This is a genomic window from Jiella flava (assembly GCF_017349315.1).
GTDB classification, from domain to species: Bacteria; Pseudomonadota; Alphaproteobacteria; order Rhizobiales; family Rhizobiaceae; genus Jiella; species Jiella flava.
In genome coordinates this window covers 104,219-128,638 of record NZ_JAFMPP010000012.1, presented here as the reverse complement: position 1 = coordinate 128,638, position 24,420 = coordinate 104,219, and the positions used below count along the sequence as shown (strand labels likewise).

21 protein-coding genes are annotated in these 24,420 nt (G+C 65.0%); 7 read left to right on the top strand and 14 right to left on the bottom strand.

The annotated features are described in order from the left end of the window. Positions 1-11 precede the first annotated feature (11 nt). Positions 12-320 carry a BolA family protein gene (locus J1C48_RS14065; protein WP_207258607.1) on the bottom strand — a complete coding sequence of 103 codons (309 nt, stop codon included), beginning with the start codon at positions 318-320 and terminating at the stop codon, positions 12-14. Positions 321-466: 146 nt separating this feature from the next. Here J1C48_RS14065 and J1C48_RS14060 point away from each other — a divergent pair, with 146 nt between their 5' ends. The 4 genes from J1C48_RS14060 to J1C48_RS14045 all read left to right on the top strand — a co-directional run bounded on the left by J1C48_RS14060 (position 467) and on the right by J1C48_RS14045 (position 5,448). Beyond that, a complete protein-coding gene (locus J1C48_RS14060; RefSeq protein WP_207258606.1) occupies positions 467-1,072 on the top strand; it encodes a J domain-containing protein in 606 nt (201 codons plus the stop codon). 292 nt (positions 1,073-1,364) lie between these two features. Continuing rightward, the gene (gene cobS / locus J1C48_RS14055) at positions 1,365-2,351 is read left to right on the top strand and encodes a cobaltochelatase subunit CobS (RefSeq protein ID WP_207258605.1); all 987 of its coding nucleotides are present in this window, start codon (positions 1,365-1,367) and stop codon (positions 2,349-2,351) included. A gap of 107 nt (positions 2,352-2,458) precedes the next feature. Continuing rightward, positions 2,459-4,375: a cobaltochelatase subunit CobT gene (cobT, locus tag J1C48_RS14050; RefSeq protein WP_207258604.1), complete on the top strand. Its 1,917-nt coding sequence runs from the start codon at positions 2,459-2,461 to the stop codon at positions 4,373-4,375. After that, complete coding sequence (locus J1C48_RS14045) at positions 4,372-5,448, top strand: esterase-like activity of phytase family protein (protein WP_207258601.1); 1,077 nt, start codon at positions 4,372-4,374, stop codon at positions 5,446-5,448. Before cobT ends, J1C48_RS14045 begins: the two co-directional genes overlap by 4 nt. Before the next feature lie 14 nt (positions 5,449-5,462). Here the strand turns inward: J1C48_RS14045 and ychF are convergent, their stop codons facing one another. The 4 genes from ychF to J1C48_RS14025 all read right to left on the bottom strand — a co-directional run bounded on the left by ychF (position 5,463) and on the right by J1C48_RS14025 (position 10,065). After that, complete coding sequence (gene ychF, locus J1C48_RS14040) at positions 5,463-6,566, bottom strand: redox-regulated ATPase YchF (protein ID WP_207258600.1); 1,104 nt, start codon at positions 6,564-6,566, stop codon at positions 5,463-5,465. A gap of 374 nt (positions 6,567-6,940) precedes the next feature. Continuing rightward, positions 6,941-7,672: an aminoacyl-tRNA hydrolase gene (gene pth, locus J1C48_RS14035; RefSeq protein WP_207258599.1), complete on the bottom strand. Its 732-nt coding sequence runs from the start codon at positions 7,670-7,672 to the stop codon at positions 6,941-6,943. Between the two features lie 132 nt (positions 7,673-7,804). Next, entirely contained in the window at positions 7,805-8,464 is a 660-nt protein-coding gene (locus J1C48_RS14030; RefSeq protein ID WP_207258598.1) for a 50S ribosomal protein L25/general stress protein Ctc, read from the bottom strand. A 266-nt stretch (positions 8,465-8,730) separates the two neighbouring features. Continuing rightward, on the bottom strand, positions 8,731-10,065 hold the full coding sequence (locus tag J1C48_RS14025; protein WP_207258597.1) for a dihydroorotase: 1,335 nt from the start codon (positions 10,063-10,065) through the stop codon (positions 8,731-8,733). Positions 10,066-10,237: 172 nt separating this feature from the next. On the opposite strand from J1C48_RS14025, the gene ygfZ reads away from it, so the two are divergent. The 3 genes from ygfZ to J1C48_RS14010 are packed head-to-tail and all read left to right on the top strand — an operon-like array spanning position 10,238 to position 12,387. Continuing rightward, positions 10,238-11,104 (top strand): CAF17-like 4Fe-4S cluster assembly/insertion protein YgfZ, encoded by an 867-nt coding sequence (gene ygfZ / locus J1C48_RS14020; RefSeq protein WP_207258596.1) that lies wholly within the window; start codon positions 10,238-10,240, stop codon positions 11,102-11,104. Next, positions 11,101-11,814 carry an HD family hydrolase gene (locus tag J1C48_RS14015; protein WP_231081798.1) on the top strand — a complete coding sequence of 238 codons (714 nt, stop codon included), beginning with the start codon at positions 11,101-11,103 and terminating at the stop codon, positions 11,812-11,814. Before ygfZ ends, J1C48_RS14015 begins: the two co-directional genes overlap by 4 nt. Positions 11,815-11,871: 57 nt before the next feature. Then, the gene (locus J1C48_RS14010; protein WP_207258595.1) at positions 11,872-12,387 is read left to right on the top strand and encodes a tyrosine phosphatase family protein; all 516 of its coding nucleotides are present in this window, start codon (positions 11,872-11,874) and stop codon (positions 12,385-12,387) included. 9 nt (positions 12,388-12,396) lie between these two features. On the opposite strand, the gene J1C48_RS14005 is transcribed toward J1C48_RS14010, so the two are convergent. The 9 genes from J1C48_RS14005 to J1C48_RS13965 form a co-directional block, all read right to left on the bottom strand. Further along, positions 12,397-13,623 carry an adenylate/guanylate cyclase domain-containing protein gene (locus J1C48_RS14005; protein ID WP_207258594.1) on the bottom strand — a complete coding sequence of 409 codons (1,227 nt, stop codon included), beginning with the start codon at positions 13,621-13,623 and terminating at the stop codon, positions 12,397-12,399. A 367-nt stretch (positions 13,624-13,990) separates the two neighbouring features. After that, on the bottom strand, positions 13,991-14,815 hold the full coding sequence (locus J1C48_RS14000) for an MBL fold metallo-hydrolase (protein ID WP_207258593.1): 825 nt from the start codon (positions 14,813-14,815) through the stop codon (positions 13,991-13,993). Beyond that, positions 14,812-15,282 carry a cyclic nucleotide-binding domain-containing protein gene (locus tag J1C48_RS13995; RefSeq protein ID WP_207258592.1) on the bottom strand — a complete coding sequence of 157 codons (471 nt, stop codon included), beginning with the start codon at positions 15,280-15,282 and terminating at the stop codon, positions 14,812-14,814. Before J1C48_RS13995 ends, J1C48_RS14000 begins: the two co-directional genes overlap by 4 nt. A gap of 193 nt (positions 15,283-15,475) precedes the next feature. Further along, a complete protein-coding gene (locus tag J1C48_RS13990; protein ID WP_207258591.1) occupies positions 15,476-18,178 on the bottom strand; it encodes an ABC transporter ATP-binding protein/permease in 2,703 nt (900 codons plus the stop codon). After that, the gene (locus J1C48_RS13985; protein WP_231081797.1) at positions 18,175-20,157 is read right to left on the bottom strand and encodes an ABC transporter ATP-binding protein; all 1,983 of its coding nucleotides are present in this window, start codon (positions 20,155-20,157) and stop codon (positions 18,175-18,177) included. Before J1C48_RS13985 ends, J1C48_RS13990 begins: the two co-directional genes overlap by 4 nt. A 145-nt stretch (positions 20,158-20,302) precedes the next feature. Next, positions 20,303-21,442 carry a glycosyltransferase family protein gene (locus J1C48_RS13980; RefSeq protein WP_207258587.1) on the bottom strand — a complete coding sequence of 380 codons (1,140 nt, stop codon included), beginning with the start codon at positions 21,440-21,442 and terminating at the stop codon, positions 20,303-20,305. Then, the gene (locus J1C48_RS13975) at positions 21,442-22,614 is read right to left on the bottom strand and encodes a glycosyltransferase family 4 protein (RefSeq protein WP_207258585.1); all 1,173 of its coding nucleotides are present in this window, start codon (positions 22,612-22,614) and stop codon (positions 21,442-21,444) included. Before J1C48_RS13975 ends, J1C48_RS13980 begins: the two co-directional genes overlap by 1 nt. Then, on the bottom strand, positions 22,611-23,867 hold the full coding sequence (locus tag J1C48_RS13970) for a glycosyltransferase family protein (protein ID WP_207258583.1): 1,257 nt from the start codon (positions 23,865-23,867) through the stop codon (positions 22,611-22,613). Before J1C48_RS13970 ends, J1C48_RS13975 begins: the two co-directional genes overlap by 4 nt. Before the next feature lie 357 nt (positions 23,868-24,224). Continuing rightward, positions 24,225-24,407: a hypothetical protein gene (locus tag J1C48_RS13965; RefSeq protein WP_207258581.1), complete on the bottom strand. Its 183-nt coding sequence runs from the start codon at positions 24,405-24,407 to the stop codon at positions 24,225-24,227. Positions 24,408-24,420: the final 13 nt, after the last annotated feature.

Below are 24,420 nucleotides of genomic sequence, written 5' to 3'. Positions count from 1 at the left end.
GGTGAGGGGGGTTAGGCGTTGAGGCGCGTCGGCTCGCCAGGGGCGGCCGCCTCGATCGCCAGAGCATGGACGCCGCCGGCGAGTTCCTGCGATAAGGCGGCGTTGATCGCCCGATGTCGCGCGATGCGGCTCATTCCGGCAAAGGCCTCGCTGACGATCCAGACCCGGAAATGGGTCTCGCCCGAGCCGTCGAAGCCGGCGTGGTGATCGCTGCCGGCGTGATGGTGGCCGGCATGCAGGTGACTCTCGTCGATGACCTTCAGCCCGCTCGGATGAAAGGTCGCTTGCAGCTTCTCTTCGATCGTCGCCTTGGTGCTCATGCGGTTTGCCCCACTCCCGTCATCGTGGCTTGCGCGCGAAAGGTTGCGCGGGTCTTGCTTTGCCATCGGAAGGCCTCGAAATTTCCGGCTTTTTCCGGCTTGTCAATTCTTGTCCGCCTTGTCTTGGAACCCCATAATCGCCTGCGATGAAACTCGACTCCAAATATTTCGACGGGATCCGCGTCAAAGGGAAAAGCTCGGCACGGGCCAAGCCGAAGGCGCCGGTCTGCGCCTGGGATGGCTGCGATCAGCCGGGTCTCCACAAGGCGCCGCTCGGCCGCGATTTCGAGGGCCAGTACCTTAATTTCTGTGTCGATCATGTCCGTCAGTACAACAAGTCGTACAATTATTTCTCCGGTCTCAGCGACGACGCGATCCAGAAATATCTGAAGGACGCGATGACCGGCCATCGGCCCACCTGGTCGATGGGGCGCAACGGCTCGACTCAGAGCGCCGCGCGCAGCGGCCGCTCGTCGGCCAGCGGGCGTCCGCGCGATCCGTTCGGCTTGTTTGGCGAAGATGGCGCACGCCAGGCCGAAAGCCGACGCCCGAAGGTGCGGCCGCTGGAAAAGAAGGCCTTCGAAAATCTCGGGCTCGAACCCGGCGCCCCTGGCGAAGCGATCCGCCGCCGCTATAAGGATCTGGTGAAGCAGCTTCATCCCGATGCCAATGGCGGTGATCGGGGGCATGAGGATCGCCTGCGCGAGGTGATCCAGGCCTACAAGCTGCTCAAACAGGCCGGGCTTTGCTAATCCTTTTGGGAAGCGGCGCCGCGGTGCGCGCTCCATTGCGCTGCAGCGCGGTTTCCGTCATCGTTGCCGGCGACCCGCCCCGCCTGATGAATCGCAGGCTCTGCCGCTCATCCGGCGATGTCGGTCGCCGGGCGTCGAGCCGTTCCGGTCCGGTGTTTCGCAAGGAGAAGGCTTGTTGACCTGGCGAAGCGCGTCGCGATGATCGAAGACGCGGCCCGATGACGGGCGAAGATGATGCATGACGGCGCGCGGGTTGCCTCTCAAGCCCCCGGGACGCGCCCTTGGAGGTATGATGAGTGCAGCGGAACAGGAAGTGGCGGCCTTGCCGGATGCCACGATATCCGTCCGTGAAACCTTCGGTTTCGAAAGCGATCTGAACGTTCCCGCCTTTTCCGAGCGCGATCCGCACGTTCCGGAGACCGACCCGGACTACATCTTCGACAAGCCGACGACGCTGGCGATCCTCGCCGGCTTCGCTAAGAACCGGCGCGTCATGGTGTCCGGCTATCATGGCACGGGCAAGTCGACTCATATCGAGCAGGTCGCGGCGCGGCTGAACTGGCCCTGCGTGCGCGTCAATCTCGACAGCCATGTGTCGCGGATCGACCTTGTCGGCAAGGATGCCATCACCGTGCGCGAGGGGATGCAGGTCACCGAATTTCGCGACGGCATCCTGCCCTGGGCCTATCAGAACAACGTCGCGCTGGTCTTCGACGAATATGACGCCGGCCGTCCGGACGTGATGTTCGTCATCCAGCGCGTGCTGGAATCCTCGGGCCGGCTGACGCTACTCGACCAGAGCCGGGTGATCCGGCCGCACCCGGCCTTCCGGTTGTTCGCCACGGCCAACACCGTCGGTCTCGGCGATACCACCGGCCTTTATCACGGCACCCAACAGATCAATCAGGCGCAGATGGATCGCTGGTCGATCGTCACGACGCTGAACTATCTGCCCCACGACACCGAGGTCGGCATCGTGCTGGCCAAGGCGAAGAGCTTTGCCAATTCGGAGGGGCGCACCACCGTCTCGAAGATGGTGCGCGTCGCCGACTTGACCCGCTCGGCCTTCGTCAACGGCGACCTGTCGACGGTGATGAGCCCGCGAACGGTGATCACTTGGGCGGAAAATGCCGAGATTTTCGGCGATGTCGGTTTTGCGTTCCGGCTGACCTTTCTCAACAAGTGCGACGATCTCGAGCGCCCGCTGGTCGCCGAATTCTATCAGCGCGCTTTCGGTGAAGAGTTGCCTGAAAGCGCGGCGAATATCGTCCTGGATTGAGGGGGGCGCGCTCGTCGCAGCCGCGTGCCGATCTCGCTGAGAGGAATCGGCATAGCGGAAGCGGATGGGGCGGGACGACGCTCTCACGGAAAGCAGCCGAGTCAAGCATGCCGACCATTGGCGACAACAAGCGCCCGCCGCAGGGCAAGAACAGCGACCGCGAGCCGTTTCGCCGGGCGGTCGCCGGTGCCTTGCGGGCGATCTCCGGCGATCCGGAGATGGAAGTCACCTACGCCGCCGATCGGCCGGGTCTTGCCGGCAATCGGGCCCGGCTGCCGGAGCTGCCGAAGCGCGCGACGAAGAACGACGTCTCGGTGACGCGAGGCCTTGCCGATGCTATGGCCCTGCGCAAGGCGCGCCATGACAGCCGGCTGCATGCCAGCCTCTCGCCCGAGGGCAAGAGCGCCCGGGCCGTCTATGACGCGGTGGAGCAAGCCCGCTGCGAGGCGATCGGCGCCAATGCGATGAGCGGCGTTGGCGACAATCTCGCGGCGATGCTCGAAGACAAGTATTTCCGCTCCAATCTCGCCGATGTGACGGATCGTGCCGAGGCGCCGATCGAGGATGCCGTGGCGTTGTTGGTGCGCGAGAAGCTGACGGGCCGGGTCATTCCCGAAAGTGCCCGGGCGCTGGTCGATGTCTGGCGCGATTTCGTCGTCGACAAGGCCGGCGGCAACTTCGACAAGCTGTCGGAGACCGTCGAGGACCAGCAGGCTTTCGCGCGGGCGATGCGCGAGATGCTCGTCTCGCTGGAAATGGCCGAGCAGCTCTCCGAGGAGCAAAGCTCCGACGACGACGAGGACGACGAGGAAGAGCAGGGCGACAACCAGGCCCGCGACAACGAGGAGAACGGCTCCGAGAAGGATGCCGGCAGCGACGAGGCCGAAGCCGAGGAGACTGAGACCGAAGGCGAGAATGAGGAGACCGCCGAGGCGGAATCCTCCGAGGTCACCGCCGAAGATCCGGTCGACGACGACAGCCAGGACACCGAGACTCCGGGCGAGTCCCGCCGGCCGAACCAGCCGCTCGACCGCGACGCGCCGCAATTCGACTATCATGTTTTCACCCCGCAATTCGACGAGATCGTCGGGGCGGAGGATCTGTGCGACGAAGCCGAGCTCGACCGGCTGCGGGCCTTTCTCGACAAGCAGTTGTCGTCGTTGCAGGGAGTCGTCGGCCGGCTCGCCAATCGCCTGCAACGGCGGCTGATGGCGCAGCAGAACCGGTCCTGGGATTTTGATCTCGAAGAGGGCTATCTCGACACCGCGCGGTTGACCCGCTTGGTCATCGATCCGACGCAGCCGCTCTCCTATAAAATGGAGCGCGACACCGATTTTCGCGACACGATCGTTTCGCTGGTGATCGACAATTCCGGCTCGATGCGCGGCCGCCCGATCACCGTTGCTGCGACCTGCGCCGATATTCTCGCCCGCACGCTGGAGCGTTGCGGTGTCAAGGTCGAGGTGCTGGGCTTCACCACCCGAGCCTGGAAGGGCGGCCAGTCGCGCGAGGCCTGGCTGAAGGCCGGCAAGCCGGCTCGTCCCGGTCGGCTGAACGATCTGCGCCACATCGTCTACAAGTCCGCCGACGCCCCCTGGCGCCGCGCCCGGCGCAATCTCGGGCTGATGATGCGCGAGGGACTGCTGAAGGAAAATATCGACGGTGAGGCGTTGATCTGGGCGCATAACCGGCTGCTTGCTCGGTCGGAACAGCGTCGCATCCTGATGATGATCTCCGACGGCGCCCCGGTCGACGACTCGACGCTTTCGGTCAATCCCGGCAACTATTTGGAGCGGCATTTGCGAGCGATCATCGAGGAAATCGAGACTCGCTCGCCAGTCGAGCTTCTCGCCATCGGTATCGGCCATGACGTGACGCGCTACTACCGCCGCGCGGTGACCATCGTCGATGCCGAGGAACTGGCCGGCGCGATGACCGAGCAGCTGGCCGATCTGTTCGAGGAAGAGGGCGGCGGTTTTCCGGCCGGCGCCGGGTCCGGCCGCCGCGCTGGCGGGCGCCGGTGACGCAGCCCGGTGCGATCGGTCGTGATGCGTTCCGCCTTTTCGGGCGGATCATCTGCGGCTGCTTGGTCGCCATCCTCTTGCCGATCGCCGCGAGCGGGAAACCGCGCGTGTCGCTCGCCGGCGGACCGGTAACGATCACCGCCAAGCCCATCGCGTATTTCGACAAGATTTCGACCGCGACACAATTCGGCGCATTGACCTATGTCGGAGGCTTTTCCTTTTCCGCTTCCGATCCGCGCGTTTCCGGAATTTCTGCGATCCGCACGACCGATCACGGCACACGCTTTCTCGCTGTCACCGACAATGGCGACTGGCTGATTGGCCGGATCAAGCGTGACAAGCACGGTCAGCCGATCGGCATTGCCGATGCGTCCTTGCTCGCTCTGCGCAATCGCGTCGGTCAGATCGTCTTCGGCAAGGCGATGGGCGACGCCGAGTCACTGGCGGTCGATGAGGTAACGCGCAGGGCTTATGTCGGCTTCGAGGAGCTTCATAGGATCTGGGCCTATCACGTCGACGCACTTGCAACGAGCAAGGCCCGCCTCGTCGACGTTCCAATTCCGGTTCAGAAGATCCCGGCGAATAAGGGCATGGAAGCCCTGATGAAGGCGCCGGCAGATTCTTTTCTTCATGGCGCACTGGTGACCGTTACGGAACGGGCACTCGATAAGGACGGCAATGTGTTTGCCGCGATCCTCGGCAAGGGGGGCGGCGTGTTCAAGGTTCGCCACGATCCGCGCTGGGATGTGACTGACGGCGACTTTCTGCCAAATGGCGATCTCTTGCTGCTTGAACGACGGTTCGAGGGCGTGTTCGGCCTTGGGGCGCGCATTCGCCTGATCGAGGGAAGATCGATCAAGCCGGGGGCCGTGGTTGACGGACCGGTGGTCTTCGAGGCCGATCTTTCGGAGGAGATCGACAATATGGAAGGGCTCGATGTCTGGCCGGACCGCTCCGGGCGGCTCCACGTCACGCTCGTCTCCGACAACAACGGGTCGGTTCTCCAGCGCAATCTGATGCTGGAATTTCTCTGGACCAAGGCGGATCCGCTGCGCGTGAGGCGCGCGCCCTGATCCGATCGACGACGTCAGACGTTGAACTTGAAGTTCATCACGTCGCCGTCGGCGACGATGTATTCCTTACCTTCGTCGCGCGACTTGCCGGCATCCTTGGCGCCGACCTCGCCGCCGAGATTGACGAAGTCGTCGAAGCCGATCGTTTGGGCGCGGATGAAGCCTTTCTCGAAGTCGGTGTGGATCACGCCGGCGGCCTGCGGCGCCTTGGTGCCCTTGTTGATCGTCCAGGCGCGGGTCTCCTTCGGCCCGGCAGTGAAATAGGTGATCAGGTCGAGCAGCTCGTAGCCGGCGCGGATCAGGCGATCGAGACCGGGTTCGCTGAGCCCCATCGCCTCGAGATATTCGCCGACCTCGGCTTCCGGCAGCTGGGCGATCTCGGCTTCGATGGCGGCGGAGATGATGACGGTGCTCGCCCCTTGCGTCTCGGCCATGGCGGCAACGGCGGCAGAGTGGTCGTTGCCGGCCGCCGCATCTTCCTCCGCGACGTTGCAGACGTAGAGCACCGGCTTGGAGGTCAGCAGATTGAGTCCGCGCAGCGCCCGCTTTTCCTCTGCGTCGAAGTCACCGAGGAGCACGCGGCAGGGCTTGCCGTCGTTCAGCACCTCCAGTGCCCTTTCCATAATGGGAAGAACGGCGAGGGCTTCCTTGTCCTTGCCGGTCGCCTTTTTGCGGGTGTTCACCACTCGCCGCTCCAGGCTTTCCAGATCCGACAGCATCAGCTCTGTCTCGACCGTGTCGGCATCAGCGACCGGATCAATCCGCCCTTCGACATGGGTGATGTCGTCATCCTCGAAGCAGCGCAGCACGTGGACGATTGCGTCGACCTCGCGGATGTTGGCGAGAAACTGGTTGCCGAGGCCTTCGCCCTTCGAGGCGCCGCGTACCAGGCCGGCAATGTCGACGAAGGTGATGCGGGTCGGCAGGATGTTGGCCGACTTGGCGATCGCCGCGATTTCCTTCAGCCGCGGATCAGGCACCGGCACGTCGCCGGTATTCGGCTCGATGGTGCAGAACGGATAGTTGGCGGCGGCGGCTGCCGCCGTCTTGGTGAGGGCGTTGAACAGCGTCGACTTGCCGACATTGGGCAGGCCGACGATCCCGCATCTAAAACCCATGGGGTCGTCCTTTGGAAATGGCTTTTGGGGCCGCGTCGAGCCCGATCCTGGGCCGCTGTTTGCAGGCGAATGCGCCTGGGGTCAACAGGGCTGGCTTCACATGACGTCGTGTCATTCCAGAGTTGCCACTAAGGGTGCTCCGGCCGCACCCGTCTATCATCAAAAGTGAGGTGGCACAGCTCACGGCGGTCGGTTGCCGTTGAGACTGGCGCGTGGTGGCAGGCGGAAGGTCATCGACATCGACGGTACCCACGCCTTGAGGTGCTGAACCTCCAGCATCGGCCCGACAATCGGAATCGATTTTCGGCAAAGCACGATGCGTCGGTTCAAAGGGTTGGAGCGACTTTTCTGCGTCCGATAGTACGCAGGGCACTCTAGTCTTTTGCGCCGAACATCCGTTTCAGCATTTCGGCCATCGGGCCTTTCTCGGGCACCTTGACCGAGGGTTTCGGCGCGCGGGCCTGATGGATGTGGCTCTTGCCCTTCGGCGCCGACTTTGACGCGCCGCCGCCCTTTGCGCCGGTGGGCTCCGTCGAGCCGCCGATGGCCACGCTCACCTTGTTCATAAACAGTCCGTCGTCGCCTTTGACGAGGCTGTCGCTATGCCGGGCGATCGCGCTGAGGAACGGGTCGAGCCAGTCCTGATCGACCTTGGAGAAGTCGCCGAGGACGTGCGGGTTGACCGCTTCCTTGCGGCCGGGATGGCCGATGCCGAGCCGCACGCGGCGGTAATCCTTCGACCCAAGATGCGCGTCGATCGATTTCAGGCCGTTGTGGCCACCGTGGCCGCCGCCGGTCTTCACCCGCATCTTGCCCGGTGCGAGATCGAGCTCGTCATGGATCACCACGATCTGCTGCGGCTCCAGCTTATAGAAACGCACCGCTTCGCCGACCGAGCGACCGGAGTTGTTCATGAAGGTCAGGGGCTTCAGCAGAAGAACCTTCTCGCCGCCGATGACGCCTTCGGCAATCTCGCCGGAAAACTTCTTCGAAAAGCTCGGAAAATTGGCCTGCCGGGCGATCTCGTCGATCGCCATGAAGCCGATATTGTGGCGGTTGCCGGCATAGCGCGGCCCCGGATTGCCCAGACCTGCGATAAGAAGCAAGGTGCATCTCCTTGTCCGTTTGCCCTATGCCGCGTCTTGGTGTCTGCCTGCAGCCAGAAAGAGCCGCTTGACGCGAAAACGGCCGGACAATGCCCGGCCGTCGCAATTGGCGTCGTCAAACGAAGCGCCCGATTATTCGGCCGTTCCCTCGCCTTCGTCGCTCTGCTCGGTGACTTCGGTCTCCGGAGCCTCGGCGGCTTCTTCGCCCTCATCCTCGGAGCGCAGGGCGGCCGGGGTGGCGATGGTCGCGATGGTGAAGTCGCGATCGGTAATCGTTAGCTCGACGCCCTTCGGCAGGGTGAGCGCCGAAGCGTGCACGGAATCGTTGATCTCGAGGCCGCTCAGATCGAGCGTGAACGCCTCCGGGATCGAGCCGGCCGGAGCTTCGACTTCGACTTCGTGGCGAACGACGTTCAGCGTGCCGCCGCGCTTCAGGCCCGGCGATTTCTCTTCGTTCTCGAAATGGACCGGGACCTCGACGGTCACGCGTGTCGATTCGGACACCCGCAAAAAGTCGACATGGGTGAGGAAGTCGCGAACCGGCTCGAGCTGATAGTCCTTCGGCAGAACCTTGATCTTCTTGCCGTTGACTTCGATCGTCGCGATCGAGGTCATGAAACCGCCGGCGTGCAGCGCCAGGAAGGTTTCCTTGTAGGGAAGCGCGATCGGCAGGGGCTCTTCCTTGCCGCCATAGATGACAGCGGGAATCATGTTGTTGCGGCGCAGATGTCTGGCGGCCCCCTTGCCGACCTTTTCGCGCGCTTCGGCCTTGACCGTGAAGGTCTGGTGCATGGCTTTGCGTCCTTCAAGTTTTCGAGGGGTCGCGTCGGGCCCCATGCCCGAAACGACGAAAAGCGGCGCCCCGGTCGGGAACCGCTTCACTCCGCGCTGCCTCCAAGGGTGTCCGCGCGGACGGGGAGGCTATAGCGCACAGCCGCTGTTTGAACAAGAGAGCGGCAACGCCTCGGATGATTTCATCCGGGACCGGTGCCCGTCTCCGGCTCGCTCTTCTTCTTGCCATGTGAGACCGACGGCGTCGACAGTTCGTCGTCCTCGCCTCAAATCGGCCCCAGCGTTTCGACAAACTCTGCCGGCCGCCCGGTCGCGGGGGTGACGATCTCGCCCTCCCACATCACCCGGCGGCCGCGGACCAGTGCGCCGACCGGCCAGCCGGTCACGGATTTGCCGTCATAGGGCGTCCATTGCGATTTTGAGCCGATCCAGTCGTTGCTGATCGTCACCTGGCGCTTCAGGTCGACGATGGTGAAATCGGCGTCGTAGCCGAGCGCGATGCGGCCCTTTTTCGCCAGGCCGAACAGGCGCTGCGGTCCGGCCGAGGTCAGATCGACGAAACGGGCGAGCGACAGGCGGCCGTTGGCGACATGGTCGAGCATGATCGGCACCAGGGTCTGCACGCCGGTCATCCCCGACGGCGACTTCGGATAGGGCTGAGCCTTTTCCTCCAGCGTATGCGGCGCGTGATCGGAGCCGAGCACGTCGACGACGCCACTGGCGATGCCCTGCCAGATGCCGGCGCGGTGGCGGGCTTCGCGCACTGGCGGGTTCATCTGCAGCTTGGTGCCGAGCCGGGCATAATCATCGGCGGTCATGGTCAGATGGTGGGGCGTCGCCTCGCAGGTGGCGTTGCGCTTGTGGGCACTGAGAAAGTCGATCTCCTCGGCGGTCGAGATATGGAGGACATGGATCCGCGCGCCGGTCTCCTCGGCAATCCGCACCAGCCGCTCCGTGCAGGTCAATGCCGCCACCTCGTCGCGCCAGACCGGATGGGAGGCGGGGTCGTTCTCGACGCGCTCGCCGAGGCGCGCGCGCAGCCGGTATTCGTCCTCCGAATGAAACGCTGCCCGGCGGCGGGTGCGCTTCAGGATCTCACGCACGCCCTCATCGTCCTCGACCAGCAGCGAACCGGTGGACGATCCCATGAACACCTTGATGCCTGCGGCGCCCGGCAGCCGTTCCAGCTCGGCGACGTCGGCGGCGTTTTCACGGGTGCCGCCGACCCAGAAGGCGAAGTCGCAATGCATGCGATCGCTGCCGCGGGCGATCTTGTCGGCCAACGCCGCTTCGGTGACGGTCAAGGGGTTGGTGTTCGGCATCTCGAAAACGGTGGTGACCCCGCCGAGCACGGCCGCGCGCGAACCCGTCTCCAGATCTTCCTTATGCTCGGCGCCGGGCTCGCGGAAATGCACCTGGCTGTCGATAACGCCCGGCAGGATGGTCAGGCCGGTGCAGTCGATCGTCTCGCCGGCCGAGGCTGTGGATAGGTCAGCGATCGCGGCGATCGAGCCGTTGCGGATGCCAACATCGCGCAAGATCGCTCCATCCTGATTGACGAGAGTGCCTCCCTTGAGGATCGTGTCGAAGATCTCGGCCATGGCTCGCCCTTCCGCTTGTGTCCTTGCCGGGCCATTGCCGGCTTGTCCTGGTTCGCCGACGGACTTACGTAGTTTCCAGGCCGACCTCAAGCCGTCGCCCGTGGCGGGCCTGCGGCATCGTCGGCCGTCCCTTGCCGCTGGCCGGCCCCCGACGACGAAGACGAGCCGTTTCATGCTCTATGCCGCCCTTCCAGACCGCGCCCTGCTCACGCTGACCGGCCCTGAGGCTTCAGATTTCCTGCAAGGCCTCGTCACCGCCGACGTGACCGCCGTCACCGCCGATTCGGTGGCGCCGGCCGCGCTGCTGACGCCGCAGGGCAAGGTCATGTTCGAATTTCTGCTCAGCCGGATCGATGACGGATTTCGGCTCGATTGTCCGGCGATGACGCGAGCCGAGCTGAAAAAGCGCCTGACCCTCTATCGTTTGCGCCGCAAGATCGAGATTGCCGAGAGTGAGGTGCCGGTTTTCGCCCTTTGGGGCGAAGAGGCGATCGATCCGGTCGAGGCGCTGACCGACCGGCGCTTTGCCACCGGCGCCGTTGCCCGCGTCTATGGCCGCGCGCCGAGCGGACTGGCAGAAGCGTCGGCCGAAGCCTTCCGCGCTTTGCGGATTTCGGCCGGCGTTGCCGAACTTCTTGCCGACTATCCACCCTCGGAGGTCTTTCCCCACGACGTCCTGATGGATTTCTCCGGCGCCGTCTCGTTCAAGAAGGGCTGTTACGTTGGCCAGGAGGTGGTCTCGCGCATGCAGCATCGCCGCACCGCCCGGCGCCGTCTGATGCTGGTCACCGGCGACGCCCCGCTGATGGCAAACACCGCGGTGAAAGCCGGCGACAAGAGCATCGGCGAGCTGGTATCGGTCGTTGACGCCGCCGGCCTCGCGCTGGTGCGGATCGACAAGCTCGCCAACGCCGCCGCCAGAGGCGAGGCGATCACCGCCGAGGGCGAGCCGATCGCGCTCGCCATTCCCGCTTATGCCGGCTACGTCCTGCCCGAGCCGAGCGACGCGGCGGCCGATCCCGCCGGCGACGCCGCATGAGCCGCAAGCCCGCCTCCCGCATCGCCGTCGAGCCTAAAGCCTCGGCCCGCGTCTGGCAGCGCATGCTCTCCGGCCGCCGCCTCGACCTCCTCGATCCCTCGCCCCTCGACGTCGAAATCGCCGACATCGCGCATGGGCTGGCCCGCGTCGCGCGCTGGAATGGCCAGACCCGCGGCGATTACGCCTTTTCCGTCGCCCAGCATTCGCTGATCGTCGAAACGCTGGTGGCGGCGAAGGAACCCGACCCGCGCTGGCGGATGGCGGCGCTGCTGCATGACGGTCCGGAATATGTCGTCGGCGACATGATCTCGCCTTTCAAAAGCGTGATCGGCGGCGACTACAAGACGGTGGAAAAGCGCCTGCAGGCAGCGATCCATCTGCGCTTCGGCCTGCCCGGCGAGCTGCCGAAACCGATCGAAAAGGCGATCAAGGCAGCCGACCGGATCTCGGCCTATTTCGAGGCGACGCTGCTGGCCGGCTTCGAAGCCCGGGAGGCGGCGAAATTCTTCGGCGAGCCCGGCACGACCGCCTGCGAGGCCGACGCCTTCGTGCCGCAGCCGGCCAAGGCGATGGAAGCGGCCTTTCTCGACCGTTTCGCCGCGCTTGACGCGGCGCTGATCGGCAGCGCGATATCGGCGGAGCCTCGGTCGAACGGGTCGGCGGCCAAGTTGCAGCAAGCGGTCAATGCCGGCGCGCCCTCGACCTCGTGAGTGGACCAGGAGCGCCCCGATGCTGATCATCACCGGGCAAGGATCTATCGCATAGTCATGAGCTATCTCGTCGTTTCCTCCCTCGCCGATATGCCGAAGACGGTCGCCGAACACGGCGCGCGCGATCTCCTGACGCTGATCAACGCCGAGACGCCCGTGGCGCGGCCCGAGACGGTTGAAGCGTCCCGTCACCTCTTTCTCGCCTTCAACGACATCGCCGAGCCGATGGACGGGTTCACCGCGCCGGGGGCCCTGCATGTCGACCAACTGATCGATTTCGGCCATCGCTGGGACCGCCAGGCGCCGCTGGCCATTCACTGCTGGGCGGGCATCAGCCGCTCGACAGCGGCCGCCTATGTGCTCGCGCTGGCGGTCAATCCCGCACTCGACGAGGCGAGGCTGGCGAAGGAGCTGCGACGGCGCGCGCCCTCGGCAAGCCCCAACCCCCGCATCGTGGCCATGGCCGACGCCAAACTCCAGCGCGGCGGACGCATGGTCGCGGCGATCCGCGCCATCGGCAGAGGCGAAGACGCCTTTTCCGGCACGCCCTTCACCCTGCCGTTGACGCTCTGAGACCCGTCGCTATTCAGCGGCTTTGAGAACGGCTTCACCGCAATCGAGCGGCACGAAGAGTTCCATCGGCTCCTCGACGCCGGCCAGGCAATGGTGCCCCGCCGACGACCATCGTCCGGGCACGAGACCGGCAACCTGCGCTGTCGCCAGGACATTGGCGTCAAGGGTCTTAGTCAGCTTCTCGATCCGCTCGACCTCCGTCACCGCTGAACCGATGACGGTGAAGGACAGGCGCTCCGGCACGCCGATATTGCCGAACACCACCGTTCCGACATTCAGCCCGATGCCGAAGTTGATCTCCGCTTCGCCCCGTTCGCGACGTGCGGCATTGACCGTGTCCCGCATCCGGAAGGACTGAGCGACGGCGTCGAGGATCTTGGCCGTCACCCGTTCGCCCTCGGCCCGGCTTTCGAGCGGAAAGATGACCAGCACCGCATCACCAATGAAAGCCAGCACCTCGCCACCGGCGCGAATGGCCGGGCGCGCGGCGCATTCGAAATAGTCGTTGAGGAGTTTCAGAAACTCCTCGCTCGGCAACGTGCCGGTCAAATGCGTCGAGCCACGCATATCCGAATACCAGACCAGTGCCTTGGCGGTGGCGCCGTCGCCGAGCTTGATGTTGCCGTCAAGCACGCTGCGCCCGGCTTGGCGGCCGAGATAGGTCTCGACGATATTGGTGGTGATCTGCGACTGGATGATCGACTTGCAGGCCAAGGCCAGGCTGCGCTGGATTTCCTGCAAGATGGTCAAATCTTCATCGGTGAAACCGCTCTCGCGATCACAACCCCAGATAACGAAGATTCCGGACCACCGGGAATCGGTCGCCATGCCGGGTTGCTCGAACAGCGTCTTCAAGACGAAATAATCAGTATAGCCCTGGGCGGCGAGCTCACCGAGCAAGGGAAAATCGAGCAGTTTGCCCGGGCCGGAGAGCCGTCGCCGCAGCATCGACAGATCATATTCCAGCATGTGCCAGAGCACGCTCTTCTGCCAGGCATCGGTGTTGGCTTCCTGATGGTTGAAGTGGTCGAGCGTCGCCTTTTGGTCATGCCGGTTCCAAGAGATCATCTCGGCCCGAAACAACGGATGCAGCGTCGGCCAGTTGAGCCGGGCGCGTGAAATCGGCACGCCGATGCCGAGCAGCTTCATACACAAATTGTAGAAGAGATCTTCCAGCTTCGGCTCTCCGAGAGCCTCGCGCAAAAGCCATTCGTTGACTTGATCGGCAAGCCCCATGGCACCGCCACCTTCTTGACCCGTCCGCGCGCGCTTCACGCTCGCTCGCAGAAGACTCGCACCGAAGCTTTGAAATGTTTCATCGCGTCTGCGCCGCGGCGCCAACACCATCGGCTTTGGGGCGGCGTTCGAACCCATCCCTTCTCGACGTCGTGGCAAGCGCCGATCGAGGCGATGCGTTGAGGCATATGGGCCTTCTTCTGCGGACCCGCCAGTCCGGTGGCCGGATTTTCGTTGTGCCAACTCCCGATGCGGGCGTCGCGCCTTACAGCATCGGGCCGAAAAGTTGCATGACGTTTCGGGTCACATCATGCGGCAAAACAAGGGCTTGGAGCGAAATGGCGGCTACGGTTCATCGCCTTCCGTTCTAGAGGAACAGGGTCAGCCCCGTGCGCGCCACCATGGCGCCACTGAATTCCGCGGCCATGCGCGCATCGAGTTCGGCGAGCCATGAATCGGTGCGCGAGACGTCATGGTGGAAGGCGACGAACCGATCGACCTTCGCCGCCCGGCAGAGCCGAACACCCTGCTGCCAGGTCGAATGGCCGAAGCCGGCATAGCGCTGGAAATCTTCGTCGGTGTAGGTCGCGTCGTAGATCATCACCTCGGCTCCGGCAATGAAAGCGACCAGTGAGTCGTCGATCGTGCCGGGCTGATGCTCGGTGTCGGTGATATAGCAGAGCGAGCGCCCGTCATAGTCGATGCGATACCCGACGGCGCCGTTCGGATGGTTGAGCCGAAAGGTCTTCACGACGATGCCGTCGCCGAGGTCAAGCTCCTGCGGCGGGCGAAAGTCGCGATAGTCAATGCGCGCGGCGAACTGCTTCGGCTTGACCGGAAAATAGGGCGGACACATGAATCCCGCGACCATTTCCTGGCAGCTGGTCTCGTCGAGGAAATGGCCGGCGTAAATGCGGGCCGAGACATGGTCCTTATAGAGCGGCAGCAGGAAGGGCAGGCCCATGATGTGGTCGAAATGGCAATGGGTGAGGAGGATGTCGAAATCGAAGACATGGGCCTCGTAGAGCCGGCGGCCGGCCGTGATGATGCCGGTGCCGGCGTCGAGAAAGATCAGCCGTTCGCCGCAGCGCAGCTCGATGCAGCTGGTGTCGCTGCCATAGACGGTGTTGGCGGCGGCGGGCGCCGGGATCGAGCCCCGCGCGCCCCACACGGTCAGCTCGAAACGGCTCATTGCGGCTGGCCTTCCCCCACCGCAAGATTGCGCGCCCTCACCAGCTCCTCATTGGTGTGGGTGAGCCGTTCGGCCAGGCCCCGCATGATTTCCGTCGCGACCTCCGGGAACTGTTTGACGAGCTGCAGAAACGCCTCCTTGCGCACCCTGAGCGCCGACAGCTGCGTCGTGGCCCGCACGGTGGCGGTGCGCGGCACGTCGCAAAGAATCGCAATCTCGCCGACGACGTCGCCGGGCTTCAGGGCCGCGACCACGAAATCTCCCGTATCGGCAGCGATCGAGACGTCGGCCTCGCCCTCGATGAGCACATAGGCGGCATCGCCGGCATCGCCTTGCCGGCACAGAACCTGGCCCTGCCGATAGGCGACGGTCTCGGCGGTATAGGCGATGAGCTTCAACCGGCTCGGATCGATCGCCGCAAACAGCGGGACCGCCCGAAGAAGATCGATTTCGGATTTCAACATCATCGTCTTCGATCCCCGTGTGACACGCCGGGCACGTCCTCATCTCCTTGCCAGGGCTTTATCCGCTCGGCACCGTCAAACACAACGCCCGGCGCGGCATCGATCGTTGCCAAGCTTGGCACGCCGCGGCCAGCCCGATCAATAGCATGGCGCGCGCGACGCACCAGCGACGTGGCAAAAATCGCCGCCCGCGACCTCACGTGACCGCCATCGACGGCGCCCGTCGCTCTTCGTTTGCGTCGAGCCGCCCGTCGCGGAAGGCCATGGTCCGATCGAAAAGCTCGGCATGATCGGCATGGGTCAGCACCCAGACGACGGTCTGGCCGGCAATGCCGAGCTCCTCACGGGCATTGAGGACGGCAGCGGTGATCCGGCGCTGCGTCTCGCCATCCAGCGCCGACAGCGGCCGATTGAGGACCAGAACGTCCGGCCGCTTCAAGATCGCCCGCGCCAAGGTGAGCTTCTGCTGCTGGCCGGCGGACAGCCGCTTGGCGCCACTGCCGATATCGAAGTCGAGCCCGAGATCGAACACCACATCGAACAGACCGGCCTCGCGCAGCGTCTCTGCCAACACCGTGTTGATGCGGCCCGCCGCCTCGGCATAGCGCGTGATGATACGGCCGAAGAGGATGTTGTCCTGCAGACTTGCCGCCCGGTTGATGCCGGCCGGATCGTGCAGGGACACCGCGCCGCGCAGATCGGCCTCGAGCCCGTCGGCAAAGTGGTCGCGAGCCGCGACGATCGCCTGCTGCAGCTCGGGCTCGAGCAGGCCGAGGCGATGGCGCGGCTCGACATAACCGAAGGCGAGACGTTGAAACGCTTGCCGGTCAAGGGTCTCACGCTTGCCATCGCCCTCGCTTCGGCGCAACGCCGCGCGATAGATCTCGACCTCGTCGGGCGACATCAGATCCATGTCGTCGAGCAGCGGATTGTCGGCAGCCAGATCGCCGAAGATATCCATCAGCGTCTCGGCGATCTGCCGGCCGACCCGAACGAGCTTGTCATCGAGGCCGCTCGCTTCGAGTGCCGCGCGGACCGACGGGCGATCGGCCATCGGCCACTCGGCCTCCGCATCGGGATCGGCGATGCCGAAGACGAGATTCTCGAACACCGTCGCATAGTCGGAATAACGACGGCGATCGAAACTCTCGAAATAGTCCTCGTCGCCGCCTTCGATCAGCCGCTGGCGAAAGCGCGCCCGCGCGTCGAGGATGCGACCGGTGACATCCTCTGCCAACATCTCCGGCAACTTGCCGCGCAGGCCGAGGCGAGCGATCTCGGTTCGCAGCTCGACGATCGCCAGCACGTCGGCCAGCCGCTGCGGCAGCGCATCCGCACCGGACACGCCCGCCGCCTCATAGTCGATCCAGTCGTCGCGGATGTCGAGGTCGATATTGCCGGACAGCCGGGCTTCTTCGAGCCGCAGCATTTCGGCGCGGTCGGTCCGCTCCTCGCGCCGCAGCGGCGCGTGTTTCAAGCCGTAGGTCAGGGAATCGCGCACGCTCAACTGCGGCAGAAACAGGCCAGAGGCCGAATAGCCGAGGCGCCGGCCGGGGATCGCATCCGGCATGGTATCGAGCATCGCGCCGGCGAACGCCACCCGCCCACCGCTCGGCTGCAGCAGCCGCACCAGCGCCTCGGCAAGATATTCGCCGCCGCCGCCCGGCGGCCCGACCAGCGCGACGCTCTCACCGGGGGCAAATTTCACCGTCGTCGGATAAAGCAGCTCATTGCCGGAATCGTCGCTGATCCTCAGATTGCTGACCGTCACCTCGCCATCGAGTCGCGGCGGCGCATCGAAGCTGATCTGCTGCAACTCGGCCGCGACCAGATCGGGGATCACGAACTGCTCGCGGATCTGAGCGTATTTCGATTGCACGTCGACCCGAAACTGGTCCCAGGCGATCAGTTCCTTCAGCGGCGAGGGGAGATCCTTGTAAGCGGCGATGACCGCCACCAGCTGGCCGATGTCGAGCCGGCCGGTGATCACCAGATAGCCGCCGCCGAGATAGAAGATGAAGGGCGTCGTCTGGGCGAGCAGATTGTTGAGGAAGTTCACGAAGAACTTCCACTGATAGAAGTCGTAGCGGATCTTCAGGATCTTGCCGAGCCGCTCGCCGATCTCCGCCCGCTCGTAATTGGAGGTGTCGTTGGTGCGGATCGAGACGATGCCTTCGACCACCTCGCCGATCCGGCCCGACAGGATCCGCGCAGTCAACTGGCGATGGCGCGCCAGAACCACCAGCCGCCGGCGCATCCGCGGAATCATGATGATCTGCACCGCGACGATCAGCGCGGCGACGAGGCCGAGCCAAAAATTCTGCATCACGATGAAGACGAGCGCCGTCAACGCCTGGCTCATGAGCAGCGCCGGATCGGCGAAGGCGCTGCCGCCGAAGCCGCCGACCGGCTCGGTCTCGTCCTTGATCATCGAGGCGATCTCGGAGCCGCGCACCTGCTTGAATCGTCCCGTCGGGAACCGCAGCACGCGATCGACCAGTTGAAATCGCAGCCGCCGCAACAGTCGCTCGCCGAGCTTGCCCTTGTAGGTCGAGAGGTAGAACTTGAAGAGGCCGTTGACGATGACGAAGAACAAAAAGGTCAGTGACAGGCCGATCAGCACGCCCACGCGATCCAGCGCGATGCCGTCGAACAAATGGATCGTGCCGCCGCCGAGAAAGCCGGGCAACGGGATCGAGAAGGCGAACAGCGTCTCGGTGTGGCCGGCCGGCCATGTGCCCTGGATCGGGCCGTTGACGATGCGTTTGGGTAGATCGAGCGTCAGATAATAGAGCGGCAGCGACAACAAGAGGACGCCGAACAGCCACATCTGCTGGCGCCTGGTGTAGCGCCAGACATAGCGGAAGATGCTTTCGTCGAGTTCGTCGTCGGCTTTCATGCGCCGACCTCGCGGTCAAGACGTACGGCGTCATGTCGATCGTCACCGCGCAAGAGCAGCCCATCGAGGCTCTTGGCCCGCACGAAATGGTCGGGACCGGCTTCGAGCAGCGGCGGCAGCGGCTGGTCCGGGCGCACGGCGAAGGGCGCCGGCCAGTCGCGGCGCCCGATCAGCCCGACCTCGGGCAAGTTGCTGAAATCCAACGGCCGGCCGAGATCGGCGTGGGGCACGGCCTCAATCAGCAGCTTGGTATAGGGGTGAAGCGGCCGGCGCAGCAGCGCCTCGCGCGGCGCCATTTCGACGATCGCCCCGTCGCACATCACCACGATGCGGTCGGCGATGTGATTCACCACCGCGAGATTGTGGGTGATGAAGACATAGGTCAGGCCCGACAGGCGCTGCAGATCCTTCAAGAGATTGAGAATCTGCGCCTGAACCGAAACGTCGAGGGCAGCCACCGGCTCGTCGCAGATGAGGATTTCGGGTTCCAGGGCCAGCGCCCGGGCGATGCCGATCCGCTGGCGTTGACCACCGGAAAAACTGTGCGGATAGCGGCCGGCAAAGCTTTGATCGAGGCCGACGGCCGCCAGCAGCCGCTCGACCCGCTCGCGGCGATCGGAGCTGGCGCAGAGCCCATGAATTTCCAGCGGCTCGGACAAGATCGCCCCGACCGTCATGCGCGGATCGAGCGAGGAGAACGGATCCTGGAAGACATATTGCATGCGCTTCCTGACCTTGAACAACGCCTCGCGGTCGGCGCTGACGAGATCGACCGGCGCCCCTTCGCCATGCAGTACGATCTCGCCCCGATCGACCGCCACGGCCCGCATCAGGGCGCGGGCGAGGGTCGTTTTCCCCGAGCCCGATTCACCGACGAGGCCGAGGCATTCGCCCCGACGCACCGTCAGCGAGACGTCGTTCAGCGCGTGGATGACACGGGCCGGCGCGCGGCCGACAAGGCGGCGATCACCGCGCAGCGAGAAGCTCTTCTGCAAACCTCTCGCCGTGATCAGCGGCGCGCCCAGCGGCCCCCGCGCCTTCGGCTTGACCAGAATGTCGGCGTCGATCCGGATCTCGCGGATCGGGGTCAAACGCCGACGCTCGGCGTCGGAAAAATCCGGTACGGCCTTCATGAGCGAGACGAGATAGGGATGCGACGGCGCCGAGAAGATCGTTCCGACCGGGCCGGATTCAACGATCCGGCCGTGATGCATCACCACCACCTCTTCGGCGAGATTGGCGACGACGCCGAGATCGTGGGTGATCAACAGCACCGCCATGTCGAGCTCGGCCTGGAGATCCTTCAAGAGCTTGAGAATCTGCGCCTGCAACGTCACGTCGAGGGCGGTCGTCGGTTCGTCGGCGATCAACAGCGGCGGCCGGCACATCAGTGCCATGGCGATCATCGCGCGCTGGCGTAAGCCCCCGGAGAGCTCGAACGGATACATCCGCATTGCCCGTTCCGGCTCGGGAAAGCGCACCAGACGCAGGGTTTCGGCGGTCAGCTCGCGAATCTCGGCCTTCGACCCGCTGCGGTGGGCAGCCGCCATCTCGCCGATCTGATCGCCCAGCGTGTGGAGCGGCGAAAACGCCGTCATCGGCTCCTGAAACACCATCGCAATGGAACGACCGCGAATCGAGCGAAACTGCGGCGAGGCGCGCGGGATCTTGGCGAGATCGACCAGGCCGAGCTGTTTGTCGCGGAACTGGATCTTTCCGGAGGTGACGACGCCGTTCTTCGGCAGCAGGCCGAGGATCGCCTGGGAGGTGACCGACTTGCCGGATCCCGACTCGCCGACCAACGCCACGGTGCGCCCCGGCGCGATCGTCATCGAAAAGCCGGTGACGGCCTTGGTGATACCGGCCATGGAGCGGAATTCGACCGACAGGTTTTCGACCGATAAGAGGGCACCCGCCGCGCGATCGTTCAAAACCGCCGTCGTTGCCGGCGGCGAAAGCACGCCCGAGTCACCCGCCAAGCCGTTTTCCCCTGTCCTATCCTGTGCCGTGGCGCGGTCGCACCGACAAGCGTGCCGATCATCCCATGACATGGTCATTATTACGATGCCCGGGCGGCTTCGCCAGAGGAATTCGCCCTGAAGCCCCGCAAGCCCGTCATTGCCCTCAGGTCCGGATCAGCCGTTCGATTGCGGCCGCGCTGGCGCTTGCCCCTTCGAGGTCGATCCTCGAGACCGGCCGATCGCGGCGGGCATCGGCCGAAACGATCGCAGCCGCCAGAGTTTGTGGCGACAGCGCCGCGCCGTTCACCACGTTGAGCAGATTGCGCTGTTCCAGCCGCATGGCGCGAAAGGCCTGCTCGGTCTCGCCGCCGTCCTCATAGGGTACGACGACAGCCGGAATCTTGGCTCGCAACAGATTCATCACGGTGTTGTAGCCCGCCTGGGAAATCGACAGCGCAGCGCCGTCGAGCAGCGCCTGAAAACGCGGCGAGAAGCGCTCGACGATGGTGCGCCGATCGGCCTTCGCCACGAGGGCGGCCGTGTCGGCGTCGCTCGCCCGAGCCCCGGTGAGGATGTGCCAGTCTCGGTCACGAATGGTTGGCGGGCAGAGCTCGCGCGCCGCCAGTGCGGTGCGCAGCAGCGACCCCGCCGCGGCCCCGCCACCAGCCGAGACGACCACTTTGCCGTTCCGCTCCCCTGGCCCGCGCTCAGCATCCTCGGTGACATAGCCGGTATAATGGATGAGATCGGCGATTTCGCCGGCATGGGGATAGGTCTCGTCGAAGGTAAAGAGCGTTGGATCGGCGTGGACGAGCACCGCGGACAAATGGTCGCGGGCAAATCGCGCCGCAAATGTCGCCCGGTCGGGACGCTGACTTGCGACCAGGATGTCACGCACCGAGGTGACGCATTGGACCGGGCGGTTGTCGGCCTTGACGTGCTCGACCAGCGGCACCAGCTCGAAGCGGAAGCGCCAGCGGCCAAAGGGGAACATCTCCATCAAGACGACATCCGGGCGCACCGCGTCATAGACGTCGATGAGCGCCTTCACCCGCGCCGCCTTCCAGGCCTCGGTGATCGGCTGGCCGGCGTCATCGTAGAGCGTCTTGAAATTCGCGCCCTCGATCGAGACGGGCGGCAGGGCCACCACGTCGGCATCGGCAAAGGGCATTTCCGGTACCGGATGGCCGCCAAGCGCGACGGTCACCTCGATGCCGCGGGCGGCCAGCGCGCGGGTGATCAACTCGCCGCGCCGCAAATGGCCAACGCCGAGAAGATGCTGGACATGAAAGAGAACCCGCATCAGACCTGACTCACGATCGCATTGCACGTTTCGCCGCTCGCAAATCGCCCTGAAACCTCGCGCAGCGCCGCGTCGAGCCGCGATGCGGCGGCCTCGACGGAGTGGTGCGCCTGCGCTTGCCGCCTGGCCGCGTCGGAATATGCCGCGCGACGTCGGAGATCGAGCAATGCGCGAACGCCCGTCGCGAAGGCGAGCGCCTCATTCTGCGGCACCAAGAGGCCGGTGATCCCATCCTCGACGACGCCGGCAACGCCGCAGCTCTTGCCGGCAACCACCGGCAGGCCGGCCGCGCCCGCCTCGACCAGCGCCATGCCGAAGGCCTCCTTGATCGCCGGCCAGACATAAAGATCCGACGCGGCGAGAATCGCCGGCATCCCGCTGTCGGGAACAAGGCCGAGAAAGACGGCGGAGACGCCCGCCTTCGCAAAGGCCTGGCGTACCTCCGCCTCGGCCGGCCCCGTGCCCGCGACCAACAGGGCGAACTGCTCGCCGCCAAGCTGCGACAGGGCTTCGGCGAGCAGCCGGTAAGAGGCAAGTTTCTGATCGGCCCGCATCATCGCCGCGGTCACCAGCCAGGGCACCGCCGGATCGAGCCCAAACCGGCCGGCCAGATGATCGCGAACCTTGTCGCGCTCGGCCCGTGCCGCGGCGAGGGGGGCGACATCGGTGAACGGCGACAGGCCCGCCATCGGTACCCCGGGCCGCAGATGCGGGGCGATGCCGGCCGCGTCGTCGGCATTGAGGTTGAACACGAGATCGGCGCGGCGCAGGGCGTCGACACTGGCGCGATAGCCGCGGTCAAACGGTCCGCCGCGCTGCTTGCCGGCGACGGACACTTCGGCGACGACATAGGGGATCCCGAGCGCCGCGCTGACCACCGGCCCGAGATGGTCCGGCGCCTTGTGATAAAGGTGATAGGTGAACCAGAGGTCCGGCCTCGCCACGGGTTTGTCCCAGCGCCTCGCCAGCCTCCGGGCGAGCCGGCTTCCGATCGCGGCCAGCCGCTCCTGGCGCTGCGGATCGCCGCGATCATAGCTACGAAAGCGACTGGCGATCGACACCGTATGTCCGGCCTTTTGCAGGGCGGCGATCAGATGGCGGGCAACCTGCCGGTCGCCCGACGGCACCGGGTCGTCCGGGGCCTTCATCGGCGCATAAAACGAGATCCTCATGACCGGCCGACGCCGGCCATCCGGTATCGCAGATCATCCGCCGTCTCGCGGCGGCCCGTCGTGCCGCTGGGGCGACCATCGGCAATGATCGCATCGACCAGCCGGCGGATCGTCTCGACACCGCCGAGCAGCTTCGGGATCGCCGTCGACTGCGGACCGGCCTGACCGGGCAGCGCTCGAATTGCCTCCGCCATCACCGCGGCATCCTCGACCTCATCGTCAAGCAACATGCGCGCAAGGCCAAGGTCGGCAGCCCGCGACGCCCGAATGAACTGCTCGAGCCGGGGCTGGCGACGCGGCACGATCACCGCCGGCTTGTCGAAGGAGAGGATTTCGCAAAAGGTGTTGTAGCCGCCCATGGCGACGACCCCCTCAGCCCCCTCGAACAAGGGTTCGATGGAGGCGGCAAAGGTGATCAGATCGACACTGTCGAGCTTGGCCGCACGGGTCTGGAAGTCGGCGGCGAAGCCCGTCTCCATGAATGGACCAAGCACGATCTTTGCCCGCACCCCGATCGCCGGATCGCTCTCATAGGCGCGCAGCACCCAGTCGACCAGCCGCGCCCCATCGCCACCGCCACCGGTGGTGACAAGCACATAAGGCTGCTCGCCGAGGCGGATCCGCTCGGGCAGTGCGCCCGAGGGCTCGTCGGCGCGGGGTAGATAGCCGGTGAACACGGCATGGTCGCGGATCCGCTGAGAGACCCCGATCCCTTCCAGCGGATCACAGATCTCCGGCAGGCCGTAGATCCAGACGTCGTCGTAGAGGCTTTCGATGGCGGCAAAGGCGCCCTTGCGCTGCCATTCCTCGCTCAGCCGCGAGGGGTCATCCATGATGTCGCGCAGGCCCAGAACCAGCCGGCACCCGGTCGACTTGAGGAAATTCAGGCTCGCCTCGACCTCGCCGCGCATACCGAGCGGCTCCTTGTCGACAAGGAAGATGTCGGGATCGAAGATCTCGGCGGTCTTGGTGATGATCGCCGAGCGGATCTCGGTCAAATCCTCGATCGACAGGCCGGGATTGGAAGGCGCGTAGCTTTCCGCCCCAAGCTTGACGACGCCCGGTACGCGGATGAAATCCACCTGCGGCGGAAAGCTGAAGGAGCCGACCACCGGCGAGCCGGCGACAATGAGGATCGAAATCTCCGGCCGATGATCGACCAGCGCCTGGGCGATCACCCGACTGCGTCGCAAATGACCAAGGCCGAAGGTGTCGTGGCTGTAGATCAGGATGCGGGGAGACCGAGACTGCATGGCAACTCCTGTCGCCGCCCGTTTTGACGCTGGGACGACCCCGAATGGGCGACGGTTCAACCGTCCCCGGGGGGGGGGCATATACTGACGTTTCGGAAGGTTGTACCGCTGCCCTCCGGCACGTTTCCGGCTGCCCGTCCGATGATTCTTCCTATTGCGTCGCCATCGTCCGATCAAGCAAGCATGGCCGCGATTGCCGTCATCTCGTGGCAGAGACAAGCCGAAGGACAGATGATGCCGTTGCGAGTGTTTCCAATGCGTCACACAGAGTCGCGTGCGGCATCGCCTTGCGTCGGCGGCCTTTGCGGCGAACCTGCAGCCACGATCATCCGCGCCCCGGTGCCGAAACAAGCCCGCTCATGCTGAGACTTTGATCGACCGATCCGTGCCCCGGCCGCTGTCCGCGCAGATCGTGGCAGACATCTCCCGTGTCAATGCCGGCAGCGAAAAACTGGCTGGCCGGGTCCAGCTGGTCATCAGCCTGTTCATCATGCCGGTCGAGATCATCGCCCCAAAACCGGCCGACTCGATGTTGGCCAAGAGCCTCGTGCCG

What these genes read in the sequence shown, in the direction of transcription:
- J1C48_RS13980 (WP_207258587.1), bottom strand. Translation starts at nt 21,442, where the DNA reads ATGCGGGTTCTCTTTCATGTCCAGCATCTTCTCGGCGTTGGCCATTTG.
- J1C48_RS14025 (WP_207258597.1), bottom strand. Translation starts at nt 10,065, where the DNA reads ATGGCCGAGATCTTCGACACGATCCTCAAGGGAGGCACTCTCGTCAAT.
- J1C48_RS13990 (WP_207258591.1), bottom strand. Translation starts at nt 18,178, where the DNA reads ATGAAAGCCGACGACGAACTCGACGAAAGCATCTTCCGCTATGTCTGG.
- J1C48_RS14005 (WP_207258594.1), bottom strand. Translation starts at nt 13,623, where the DNA reads ATGGGGCTTGCCGATCAAGTCAACGAATGGCTTTTGCGCGAGGCTCTC.
- J1C48_RS13970 (WP_207258583.1), bottom strand. Translation starts at nt 23,867, where the DNA reads ATGCAGTCTCGGTCTCCCCGCATCCTGATCTACAGCCACGACACCTTC.
- J1C48_RS14065 (WP_207258607.1), bottom strand. Translation starts at nt 320, where the DNA reads ATGAGCACCAAGGCGACGATCGAAGAGAAGCTGCAAGCGACCTTTCAT.
- ychF (WP_207258600.1), bottom strand. Translation starts at nt 6,566, where the DNA reads ATGGGTTTTAGATGCGGGATCGTCGGCCTGCCCAATGTCGGCAAGTCG.
- J1C48_RS13995 (WP_207258592.1), bottom strand. Translation starts at nt 15,282, where the DNA reads ATGATGTTGAAATCCGAAATCGATCTTCTTCGGGCGGTCCCGCTGTTT.
- J1C48_RS14010 (WP_207258595.1), top strand. Translation starts at nt 11,872, where the DNA reads ATGAGCTATCTCGTCGTTTCCTCCCTCGCCGATATGCCGAAGACGGTC.
- J1C48_RS13975 (WP_207258585.1), bottom strand. Translation starts at nt 22,614, where the DNA reads ATGAGGATCTCGTTTTATGCGCCGATGAAGGCCCCGGACGACCCGGTG.
- J1C48_RS14060 (WP_207258606.1), top strand. Translation starts at nt 467, where the DNA reads ATGAAACTCGACTCCAAATATTTCGACGGGATCCGCGTCAAAGGGAAA.
- ygfZ (WP_207258596.1), top strand. Translation starts at nt 10,238, where the DNA reads ATGCTCTATGCCGCCCTTCCAGACCGCGCCCTGCTCACGCTGACCGGC.
- J1C48_RS14000 (WP_207258593.1), bottom strand. Translation starts at nt 14,815, where the DNA reads ATGAGCCGTTTCGAGCTGACCGTGTGGGGCGCGCGGGGCTCGATCCCG.
- J1C48_RS14015 (WP_231081798.1), top strand. Translation starts at nt 11,101, where the DNA reads ATGAGCCGCAAGCCCGCCTCCCGCATCGCCGTCGAGCCTAAAGCCTCG.
- cobS (WP_207258605.1), top strand. Translation starts at nt 1,365, where the DNA reads ATGAGTGCAGCGGAACAGGAAGTGGCGGCCTTGCCGGATGCCACGATA.
- cobT (WP_207258604.1), top strand. Translation starts at nt 2,459, where the DNA reads ATGCCGACCATTGGCGACAACAAGCGCCCGCCGCAGGGCAAGAACAGC.
- J1C48_RS14030 (WP_207258598.1), bottom strand. Translation starts at nt 8,464, where the DNA reads ATGCACCAGACCTTCACGGTCAAGGCCGAAGCGCGCGAAAAGGTCGGC.